Raw genomic sequence first — 11,514 nt, 5'->3', positions numbered from 1 at the left:
CATTTTCAAATTCCCAAATTTTCAAATTGCCCTCTGGTATGAATTATGAAACACTTCTGTAAAAAGAGATATTCATGGAAAATATTAACCAGGAAACCGACATTACCTTAGAACATTCTACCCCTGTTGAAGTGGCGATACAAGATCACTTAAACGGTTATTATCACGACCAGGAAAAAATAGACGAGCGGCTACTCGAGTTGGATAGAGAAATGGATCTTGAAAGCTATATGCAAACCGAGAGCACTGCTCTAACAATTGCCGGAATTATACTGGCATTAACAGTAAACAAAAAGTGGTTAGCATTACCATTAGCAGTTTCGATACTCTCGCTGGCTAATAATGCCAGGGGTAGGAATAATCCACTGACAGTATTTAGAAAACTTGGATTTAGAACAAGGGGCGAGATTGAAAAAGAAAGATATGCTTTGAAAGCAATCAGGGGAGATTTTAAGTATTTGCTGGATGTGCCTAATGCTGTATGGAACGCAGTAAATAAATAATTAACTAAACAAAAGAGACTAAAGCTCCTTTTTAAACCTTTAGTCTCTTTTGTAAAAATGATGCTTCTTTTTAATAGCAGGTTACTTCCCACTCTTCAAAACCTGTTACTGCACTAAAATCCATGTTGAGCGGCTTGCAGCATTGCTGCTTCAACTTTTTACCGCACTTCGCTTTTTAAAATATCTCAAACTGAAAAAATTCTCCCCTGGTTGGAAATCCTTTCCTGCCAAGGGAAAAAATAACGGTAATCGTTACTTTTCCAATTCAATTATAAATTCCACAATAAGGTGACGACAACATTTTTTTTTGTCAAAAGAATTACAAGCGAGCCGCTTACGAATGGGAGTTTATAATATTAATAATTATCCTGCTTTTCAAGCTGGTTAAAAAGTTTCAGGCATTTCTATTGTTTATAGGGCTGGAATTAATAAAGTTAATAGTTCGCCCTAAGTAATACTTCTTTGATCTTTTACTCGTTATAAGAATAAATAAATTTTGGAAGTAAGTAATAATCAAATAGATGGCTAAAAAAAACATGAGAAAGAAACTTTTGATTTCAACTATTTTTTGTTTGGTAATTATCTCCTCATTTGCGCAGGATCTGAAGTTGTCACAGTACAAAATGGCTCCGTCTTTTTATAATCCTGCGACAACGGGAAAAATCAAAGGCACGTTTCGCTCGGGTTCCATATTAAGTAACCAAAAAACTGACTCTGCTACATTAAATCATGCTCTAGCTTTTGCTGATTATAAAGTGGAACAGGAAAACGGTAGCACGGGGTTCGGAATTAGCTATTACCAGAACTTTCAGCGCGAATTTTGTCTGACCAGTAATTACCTTAGCGCTTCTATCGCAAAGCATATTTTTTTAGATGTCGACAACCACCATATGCTGAGCTTTGGTGGCCAGTTAACACTAGCAACCGGTACAGTAAATGCGGCAAGAACAACTTTTAGCGAAAAAATATCGGGTGGAGGATTTGAGATGTCAGGATTACCAATATCGAAAACTGCCGGGTATAAGGATTTAAATTTAGGGCTGATGTACACTTACGAAGATGAGAGTATAACTATAGAAGGTGGCCTCGCCGCTTATCACGTCTTATCTCCGGTTAATAACCTTAATAGTAAGCCAACTAAAATAGCCCGTCGTGTGTGTTTTACAATTAATAGCAAGATATTGCTGGATGATCAAAATGAAATTGAGCTGTCTTCGATGATGTGGAAAGAGGGGCTAAGCTTTACCCAGAATAGTCCTACCCTCGTCGAAAATACCTACAGTGCATCGCTTGAAAGGTTTGTTGGCGAAACATCTGCAGTCTATCTGGGCTTATCTACCCGTTCACTTAACAGTGTTACTCCTTCAGCCGGGTTTAGTTTATATAATAACTCTATTAGGGTTATGGCGAGTTATGAGCAGCCGTTTAATAAGTTCGTCTACAACGTTCGACGAGCCGAATTGTCGATGATGCTAATGTTATAGCTACGTTGAAAAGCGGATTAGGGGAAAGTTTCAAACCCGGTTTAAAGAAAGATGTGTGGCACCTAAAATAGTCTTTTCAAAAAAAGATAGAAAAACTATACAAGCAAAAAAATTTGCTCAATAGCTTTAAACCAATATGTTTGACACATATTGGTTTTTTTGTTAAATCAATCCCTGTAAGAATATAATGAACGAATAACAAACGTGGCATTAATGAGAATGGGGGCAACGAACGGTCTTTATCCTGATATTTAGTATAAGTAATAAGCTTCTTTACCATTTATTCAAAAGCAGTTAGTCGTTTAAGTCATAGAATGTGGCTTTCAGAATGGCTAACTATAAAAACTATTAATACAATGAAGAAAAAGTTCAGCCTCTATGTACTTTCACAGCTTTTAGTAATCATACTCTTTGCACAGGATAACGAATTGGTCAATTACGTAAATACTTTGCAAGGCACTAATTCTAATTTTAGTCTTACAAGGGGTAATACTTATCCAACCACAGCCTTGCCGTTCGGAATGCATACGTGGACTCCTCAAACAGGCAATAACGGAGATGGATGGAAGTATCAGTATGCCAAGAAAACGATCCGGGGATTTCAGCAGGCGCATCAGTGCCGTTCGTGGACTACAGATTATTGTGTTTTTTCTTTTATGCCTGTCATTGGTAGGCTGGTTGTAAATGAAAAGGACCGTGCAACAGGATTTAGTCACAGCAATGAAGTAGCAAAGCCAAATTATTATAGAGTAAAATTAGATAATGGTATTGTGACAGAAATTGCGCCTACCGAAAGAGGCGCCCATCTTCGTTTTAGTTTTCCAAAAGATAGTTCGTCTTTTCTTGTTTTAGATGGTTATACCGGGATGAGTGGGCTCAAGATTTATCCTAAGGAAAGAAAGATTACTGGGTATGTTGCCAACAATAAAAATAATAGAGGCAACTTAATTAAAAGTTATTTAGAGGTTGTTTTTAATAAGCCTTTCAAAAGTTACGGAACCTGGGAAAATAGAAAAAATAGTATTCAGGAAGGTAAAACCGAGGGCGAAGGAGAAGGGGTTGGTGTTTACTTGCAGTTTAAAGAAGGTGAAAAGGTTCAGGCTAAAGTTGCCTCGTCCTACATTAGCCACGAACAGGCAGGGGTTACTTTAAAAGCTGAGTTAGGGAGGTTTAAGAGTTTGGAAGACACAAAAGCTGCAGGGGCACAAATCTGGAACAAACACCTTGGAAGAATTTTGGTTGAAGGTGGTACCGAAGAAGAAAGGGCAACCTTTTATTCCTGTTTTTTTCGGGCAAGTCTTTTTTCAAGGCAATTCTATGAATATGACAAGGAGGGCAAGCCTTATTATTTTAGTCCTTACGATGGGAAAATTCATAAAGGATACATGTTTACGGATACAGGTTTTTGGGATACTTTTCGCGGGCAGTTTCCTTTAAATGCGTTAATGCACCCTACTATGCACGGGCGTTATATGCAGGCGTTGTTGGATGCACAGGAACAATGCGGCTGGTTACCTTCCTGGTCTTTTCCCAATGAAGGCGGAAGTATGATTGGCAACCATGCCATATCGCTTTTGGCAGATGCGTGGGTTAAAGGCATAAAGACATTCGACCCTGAAAAAGCCTTGAAAGCATATCTTCATGAAGCGACAAATAAAGGTCCCTGGGGACCCTCTAATGGTAGACACGGATTTAAAGAGTATTACCAGTTAGGGTATGTTCCCTATCCTGAATATGCCGAAGCCACTGCAAAAACGCTTGAATATGCTTATGATGACTTTTGCGGTTATCAATTGGCTACCCTTACAAACAAGCCCTTTTATAAAAATATTTTTGCCCGCCAGATGTACAACTACAGGAACGTGTATGACTCAGGTACTGGTTTCATGCGGGGTAGAAAGGCCAATGGCGAATGGACTTCGAATTTTGATCCCATAGAGTGGGGCGGACCTTTTACCGAAGGAAATGCATGGCATTGGTTATGGTCAGTATTCCATGATGTTCAAGGTCTCATCGACTTAAGCGGCGGTAATAAAAACTTCAATACAAAACTCGACTCTGTTTTTTCTTCTCCCAATAAAGTTAACGTAGGTACTTATCGAAGTCTGATACATGAAATGACCGAAATGGTAATAGCTAATATGGGTCAATACGCGCACGGAAACCAGCCTATTCAACACATGATTTACTTATATAACTATGCAGGAGAACCATGGAAGGCACAACAGCATGTAAGAAATGTAATGAGCAAATTATATAACTCTACAGAAGACGGATACCCGGGAGATGAAGACCAGGGACAAACCTCTTCGTGGTATGTGTTAAGTGCTATGGGCTTTTATACTGTATGTCCTGGTACCGATCAGTATGTAATTGGTAGTCCTGTTTTCAATAAGATAACAATAACCTTAGAAGGCGGGAAAAAGTTTGTAATAGAAGGCAAGAATAATAGTAAGGATAATGTGTACATCCAATCTGCAACGCTTAATGGTAAAAATTACAGTCGCAACTGGCTAAGCCATAGTGATATTGTAAATGGAGGTGCTTTGAATTTTGATATGGGCAGTATTCCTAACGTAAGCAGGGGTGTAAGTGATGAGGACAAGCCTTTTTCTTTAAGCAAGAAATAAACGAAATTACGCGTGTAAACTTTTACCTGCGTAAAGTTACCCCGTTCTGCCTTTGCTAAAAGGAACAGGATGACAATGTATTTAGTGTTGGAACAAAGCCCGCCCAATTGAAAATCACTGCTTCATACCTTTTATTTATTACATCAACGGATACGAAAGTAGAAATTGGAAGAAGTGGCTTGACAGATACTTTTGTCCTTGCCCGACCAAGTTTTTCAAGGGAGTAAAAGTTGAAAATAATTAGAAAAATCGTTTGTTCTTCTGAGATCGTTTAACATATATTTACTACCACTTTGAACTAACGGAAGAATTGGTTATCTCATTAGTTTTTTTGAACTAATCGTTTTATAAAAATTTTAGAAAAAGAATTTGTATAAGCATCGTTTTCTTAAAAAGGGTGTCTTACTAATGTTATTGTTAAATAAATGTAAATAGAAATTTATGAATTAAAAGGGCCTTAATAAATAGAAAACTGACGTTTAATTGCTTACTCTTTCGATTAATTAAAACTTGCATTATGAAAATTGACTGCTACACTCCAAATGAGGAACTAGTAAAAAAACCGGTATGGCGGAAAGTGATGACGCCACCAAAATTCTTTCTCTTCTTTTTTCTTCTTTTTTCTTCTTTCTTGGGAAGAGCCCAAACTAATACCGTAACTGGTGTTGTTGCTGACTCCACAGGCAGACCACTGCAAGGCGTAACAGTTATAACAAGCAACTCTAACAGAAATGCTGTTACAAACGAAAATGGATCTTTTTCTATTAGAACTACTGCTGCTGATCGCTCGCTCATATTTACATATGTGGGTATGAGGCCTTTCACCCAGGCTATTTCAGGCAGCGGCTCTTTTAACATTACACTTTCTCCGGATATTACTGGTCTAAATGATGTAGTCGTGGTAGGCTATGGTTCCAGGAGAAGAGAAGCTTTAACTGGTGCTATTTCTACAGTTACTTCTAAAGACCTTGACAGGGTACATGGAGGATCAACTGTTAGCTCGGGTCTTGCAGGAAAACTTCCCGGAGTCTCGTTTCGTATGCCAGACGGTCGTCCGGGTGCCAGTGCAAATATCCAGATTCGTAACATGGGAAATCCCCTTTATGTAATTGACGGTATTCAGCAAGACGCGGGACAGTTTAACAATATAGCTCCTAACGACGTTGAAAGTATCACTGTACTTAAAGACGCTTCTGCAGCTATTTATGGTGTTCGTGCTGCAAACGGAGTGGTAGTGGTAACTACTAAAAGAGGAAGAACAGGTACGCCAGCGGTAAATGTAGATGCTTTCTATGGTGCGCAAAATTGGACCAGGTTTCCGAAAGTAACAACCAGTTCTTATGAGTATATGCAATACAAAGCAGATGCTGAAATGAACGGTCTTTCACAAAACACGGGCATTACTCCTGCTGAACTTGAAAGATATAAAACCGGTACCGAGCAGGGATACCAAAGTTTTGATTGGAGAGGATTTATATTAAAGCCTAATGCCCCGATGACATCAGTAAATGTAAATGTTACCGGTGGTACGGAGAATTTGAAATATTATGTGTCAGGAACTAACCTGCATCAAAATTCTCCCCTTGGCAGAGAGTTTAAGTTCGATCGAACAAATTTCCAGTCAAATATTGATGCCCGCGTTTCTAAACGTTTGAGAGTAGGAGTTCAGGTAAACGGTCGCCAGGAAACGAGAACCAATCCAGGTGTTCCCGGAGGAGACGATTATTGGCTGCCTCGTTTTGCCGTACTTAGAAACCTGCCTTTTGAGCGACCTTATGCAAATGATAATCCTGAGTACCTGAATACTATTGGACAAAATGATGCAAACTGGGGATTCATTAATTATAAGTATGCCGGTAAGTATGTGAACGAGTGGAGGGTGCTACAAACAAATGCAGAGGTAGAATACCAGATACCAGGTATTAAAGGGCTGAGCCTTAAAGGTGTTGGATCTTACTTTATTGCTGACTTGTTATACAATAACCAGGAGTACACTTACAAAACCTATACTTATCGTCCTGCCACCCAAGCATATGATCAAACAGGTGGAAGTATTAACCCATGGCGGGAGAAAGAGCAGATCAAGCAAATTAATATTACTACACAGGCCCAGTTAGCTTATAACAATACTTTTGGGGAACACACAGTGGGAGCAGTCTTCGTGAATGAACGGATCACTCAACAACGTCGTCGAAACTGGGTTCGTTCTATACCGGCTTCAAATGCATTACCTCTGATCTATTTTCCTACACTAGCCGATTATCAAGACTCTGAAGATAGGGAAGCGAGGATTGGATATATCGGTCGTTTAAACTACGGGTATAGTAACAAATATTTTTTAGAATTGGCGGCCAGGCGTGACGCATCACACATCTTTGCACCTGATAAACGTGTAGGCTATTTCCCTTCAGCTTCAGTAGGGTGGAGGATTACAAAGGAACGTTTTATGGATAATTTCCTGGGCGGCCTTGTTAACGAGTTGAAGTTAAGAGGCTCGTATGGTAGTTTGGGAGACGATGCGGTTGGGCTTTCATCGTTTTCTTATCTTGAAGGCTACCAATATGGATCAAACGGGGTTTCTGTTATAGCAGGACAACCGCTTGTTGTTTCGAGGGACAGAGGTCTTCCCATTAGAAACGTTACCTGGTTTAAAAGTACAATTACAGACGTTGGAGCGGACTTTTCGCTTTTAAAAGGAAAAGTAACAGGTTCATTCGACTGGTTTTATAGAAAGCGTACCGGATTGCGTGCTTTAAAGTATGATATTTTACTTCCAAGCGAGATCGGCTATACGCTACCAACCGAAAACGTTGAGAGCGATGCCCAATTTGGTCAGGAAGGTTCACTTGCCTACAATGGCAAATCTGGTGGGCTTGAATTTAACATAGGAGTTAACGCCTCATATTCAAGATCTAAATTTTTACAATCCTACAAACCTATATTTTTTAATTCGCTCGATAAATATCGTAACAGCCGGGAAGAAAGGTTTACCAGGATAGATTGGGGCTACGAGGTGGATGGCCAGTTTTCATCGGTAGAAGAAATCAACAATTATCCTGTAAATATTGATGGACAGGGAAACAGAACTCTGCTGCCGGGCGATCTGAAATACAAAGACACTAATGGTGACGGAAAGATAAGTGACCTTGATCAAAGACCGATCGGTTACGGAGGACCTCAACCTAACCTTAATTTGGGTTTGACGTTCGGCTTTATGTATAAAGGTTTTGATTTCAATGCTGATTTTTCTGGTGGTGCTGGTTATACCTGGTTCCAGGATTTCGAAACGCGCTGGGCTTTTCAAAATGGAGGAAATTTAAATAATATTTTTACCGACAGGTGGCATAGAACGGACATGTACAACTTAAACAGTTCGTGGGTACCGGGGAAATATCCTGCTAATAGATTTAACCAGGGGGGCCATAGCAACTATAATAAATCTTCCACTTATTGGGCTCACAATGTTAAATATTTAAGGGCAAGAACTATACAATTTGGCTATACAGTGCCCACTAGTGTACTTTCTAAAGTAGCTATAAAAAGAGCCAGGATTTATGTTAATGCTTATAACCTGTTTTCTATTGACAATTTGAAGCAGTACAATATAGATCCTGAGATAACTGAGGGTAATGGACTCCAGTTCCCGCAAATGAAAAATGTCAACGTTGGCGTTAACCTAACCTTTTAATTAATCTTATTATTAGTATAATGAAAAAGATTTTAACCTTAGTCACTTTTTCGCTTCTGCTTGGAATGGCAGGATGCAAAAAAGACAGTGAATTTTTAAATGTACAACCCTTTGCCATTCTTACCTCTGAGCAGTCTTTCTCAGATGCCAACCAAGCTGTATCTATTGTTGCTGACCTATATAATCGGGTTGCTGACATGACCGCTTTTAAAAATAGCTGGGAGAGTTTTATAGACCCAGGCGAAGCGGTGCCATCGACTTTTGGACATGTAACAGTTCAAAGAAATGGTTGGGGATTTGGAGAATGGGGAAATTGGGATTATGGGTATCTCCGTGAAATCAACCTTTTTATTGAAAGAGCTACTGCAGCTACAACTTTAGCAGAGGCCGATAAGAAAAGGTTTGTTGCAGAAGGTCGTTTTCTCCGTGCTGCACATTACTTTGAAATAGTTAAAAGAATGGGAGGTGTTCCTATAATTACCAAATCCCTGCTTTATGATTATAGTGGCGATGCTTCTTCACTGCAAAACCCAAGAGCTAAAGAATCAGAAGTGTATGATTTTGTAATTAAGGAGTTGGATGAGATAAAGGGAGATCTTCCCATTGCCCCGCGTACAAAAGACCGCGCTACAAGAGCTACGGCTTTAGCTATGATATCAAGAGCTGCTCTTTACGCTGGTTCAATAGCAAAATATGGTGCTACTACTCCCACAGTTGCTCTTCCAGGTGGAGAAGTAGGTATTCCTGCTTCTATGGCAAACAGCTACTATCAGAAATCACTTGATGCGGCTAAAGCGATCATTAACGGAAGTGCAGGCTCCTACAGTCTGTATAACAAATTCCCAACAAATGCATCTCAGAACTTTACCAGTCTATTTGTTGACAATGCTGATAAACCGGGGAACCCAGAGACAATTTGGATTGAGGATTATAAAATAAGAAGTGGTAAACAACACGGTTTCACTATTCAGAATCAACCAATTTTTGGTGCTGAAGAGGTAGAAGGTGGCCGTGTCAATCCATCGCTAAACCTGGTGCAAAGTTTTGAGTTACTTGACAATACGTTTGCTCCATTACCTATTAAAGATGCTTCGGGTAATCCTATTTATTACAACGATCCTATGGATCTTTTTGCTAACAGAGATGCAAGGTTGCATGGAACTGTTGTAGTACCAGGTTCAATTGGAAAAAACAGGCCTGTTGATATTTTTGCAGGTTATCAGTTAGCCAACGGTACCGTAGTATCTGGTCCTTCTCTTGGATTTATCGGAAAGTTACCTGGCAGCACTGCTGATGTTAAGCTCGTAGGTAGCGATGGTCCTCTTAATGCAATTGAATACAGTGCTCAAAGTGGTTTTTACATTCGCAAATTTGTTGACCCTGCCGTTGGTAGTGGTTCCAGAGGTACAGGAAGTGAAGTGCCGTGGATTAGGTACCGCTACGCGGAAGTTTTATTAAATGCTGCTGAAGCTGCTTTCGAGTTAAATTTACCTGAGGCAGTTGGATATTTAAACCAGGTTCGTAAAAGAGCTGGATTTAATACACCGTTAACTACAGTAACCTTTGACAGAATTGTGAACGAGCGTCGTGTTGAACTTGCGTTCGAAGGACATTTAATCTTTGATAAGAAAAGATGGAGATTGGCCCATATCGTTTGGGACGGAAGTCAAATGACTGAGACCGAGCTTACAGCGAATATTGGCGATCCTAGAAAACGCAATACACAGCCATTTGCTCTATGGCCTTACAAGGTTCATGATCCTGGATCTCCCAATCATGGTAAATGGATATTTAAGATCGTTAAGAACAGTATTGTTACGGGTGCCAGCAGGTTTCAGTTAGGTAACTACTACTCAGAAATAAACACGACAATACTGGCCAACAACCCAAAAATTGTGAGACAACCTAATCAATAATTTATTTTCTAAATTAATAGAACATGAAAGTTAAATATCATTTCATCGTGTTACTTGTACTTGGCTCTATAGCTTTATCGTGCAAGAAAGACAATTACGCTCCGCCTTCATCCGCTCTAACTGGCAGGTTAGTATACAAAGGTGAGCCTATACAGGTAGAATATGACCGGGTACCTTTTGAACTATATCAGTATGGATTTGGAAAGGTTGGTCCTATAAACGGAACTATAACTCCTGAAGGTACATTCTCCCATATGCTTTTCGACGGAGAATACAAGTTCGTAATTCGTCCAGGACAAGGGCCGTTTCTTTGGCCTCAATCGGGCGGAAAAGCTGATTCAATAAGTATTATCATGGCTGGTAGCAAATCAATGGACATTGAAGTAAATCCTTACTACATGATCCGTACACCTCAGGTTGCAAAGTCGGGTACGAACGTAACAGCGACGTTTAAAGCTGAGAAAATTATAACAGATGCAGTAAACGGAAAAAGTATAGAGCGAGCAAGTTTGTATGTGAACAAAACTCAGTTCGTATCTGGTACTGATAATATCGGAAAGACTGACCTTGCCGGTACTGCTATAACTGACCCAAACAGTATTAGCTTAACGACTGCCATACCTACAATCACGCCTACTCAAAATTATATTTTTGCTCGAATTGGTTTAAAGATAACTGGAGTTGAAGACATGATTTTTTCGCCGGTGGTTAAATTAAATCTATAGGTATTTACTAAAGGTCATTCAAAATTTGAGTGGCCTTTTCTTATTACTTTGATATTAGATGTAAATAGTGCTAATCATTGAACAGCGACCCGTACTTTAATCGCAAACTCCTTCTGATAAGTTATGTATATTGGTCCTCGAAGTCCCTTCCAAAACATACTAGCGACTGCTAAAAGTTATGGTTATTTACCCGTCTGTTTTTTTGCTATTTAGGTTCTGTTGCGTCGCACTCTTGTACTCCATGTTGTTATTCAACCTTTCTTAAATTGCTATAGTACGGTTTGCAACTGCCACAGCAGAGCACAACCTTAAAATGCTTCCAGACAAACCACATAGTTTTTTTTGATCTTTCATACAATAAATAATTCATAATGATTAAACATGTTTTTAGTATAAGATTTTCGGCCAGAATTATTCTTCCTGTAATGCTAATCGTCGCCAGCCTTACCCTTATTCAGTGCAAGGTCAATTCATCGGTTGGCGGAGGAGAAACCAGGGCTAAAAACATCAGGGTGTTAATTGTGGGTGGAGGTAGTTCCCACGATTTCAACCGTTGGTACAAACAAGC

7 protein-coding genes are annotated in these 11,514 nt (G+C 39.5%); all 7 read left to right on the top strand.

Going from position 1 to position 11,514, the window contains the following annotated elements; translation table 11 throughout:
- Positions 1–74: 74 nt before the first annotated feature.
- Positions 75–503, top strand: a complete 429-nt coding sequence (locus tag JWR87_RS00090) for a hypothetical protein (RefSeq protein WP_297814397.1) — start codon at positions 75–77, stop codon at positions 501–503.
- A 536-nt stretch (positions 504–1,039) separates the two neighbouring features.
- Complete coding sequence (locus JWR87_RS00085) at positions 1,040–1,987, top strand: type IX secretion system membrane protein PorP/SprF (RefSeq protein WP_297814394.1); 948 nt, start codon at positions 1,040–1,042, stop codon at positions 1,985–1,987.
- 356 nt (positions 1,988–2,343) lie between these two features.
- Positions 2,344–4,617, top strand: a complete 2,274-nt coding sequence (locus JWR87_RS00080; RefSeq protein WP_297814391.1) for a GH92 family glycosyl hydrolase — start codon at positions 2,344–2,346, stop codon at positions 4,615–4,617.
- A gap of 517 nt (positions 4,618–5,134) precedes the next feature.
- Positions 5,135–8,305, top strand: coding sequence for a TonB-dependent receptor (locus JWR87_RS00075; RefSeq protein ID WP_297814388.1), 3,171 nt, complete (start codon positions 5,135–5,137; stop codon positions 8,303–8,305).
- 20 nt (positions 8,306–8,325) lie between these two features.
- Positions 8,326–10,221, top strand: a complete 1,896-nt coding sequence (locus JWR87_RS00070; RefSeq protein WP_297814386.1) for a RagB/SusD family nutrient uptake outer membrane protein — start codon at positions 8,326–8,328, stop codon at positions 10,219–10,221.
- A 23-nt stretch (positions 10,222–10,244) separates the two neighbouring features.
- Positions 10,245–10,946 (top strand): DUF3823 domain-containing protein, encoded by a 702-nt coding sequence (locus JWR87_RS00065; RefSeq protein ID WP_297814384.1) that lies wholly within the window; start codon positions 10,245–10,247, stop codon positions 10,944–10,946.
- Positions 10,947–11,317: 371 nt separating this feature from the next.
- Positions 11,318–11,514 (top strand): hypothetical protein (locus JWR87_RS00060; RefSeq protein WP_297814381.1); only part of this gene is annotated, 197 nt, incomplete at its 3' end.

This window comes from Segetibacter sp., assembly GCF_025963695.1.
GTDB lineage: Bacteria > Bacteroidota > Bacteroidia > Chitinophagales > Chitinophagaceae > Segetibacter.
This window is presented reverse-complemented; position numbering and strand designations above follow the sequence as displayed.

Excerpts from the sequence above, each read along its gene's own strand:
- JWR87_RS00090 (WP_297814397.1), top strand. The coding sequence starts at position 75 with ATGGAAAATATTAACCAGGAAACCGACATTACCTTAGAACATTCTACC.
- JWR87_RS00085 (WP_297814394.1), top strand. The coding sequence starts at position 1,040 with ATGAGAAAGAAACTTTTGATTTCAACTATTTTTTGTTTGGTAATTATC.
- JWR87_RS00080 (WP_297814391.1), top strand. The coding sequence starts at position 2,344 with ATGAAGAAAAAGTTCAGCCTCTATGTACTTTCACAGCTTTTAGTAATC.
- JWR87_RS00075 (WP_297814388.1), top strand. The coding sequence starts at position 5,135 with ATGAAAATTGACTGCTACACTCCAAATGAGGAACTAGTAAAAAAACCG.
- JWR87_RS00070 (WP_297814386.1), top strand. The coding sequence starts at position 8,326 with ATGAAAAAGATTTTAACCTTAGTCACTTTTTCGCTTCTGCTTGGAATG.
- JWR87_RS00065 (WP_297814384.1), top strand. The coding sequence starts at position 10,245 with ATGAAAGTTAAATATCATTTCATCGTGTTACTTGTACTTGGCTCTATA.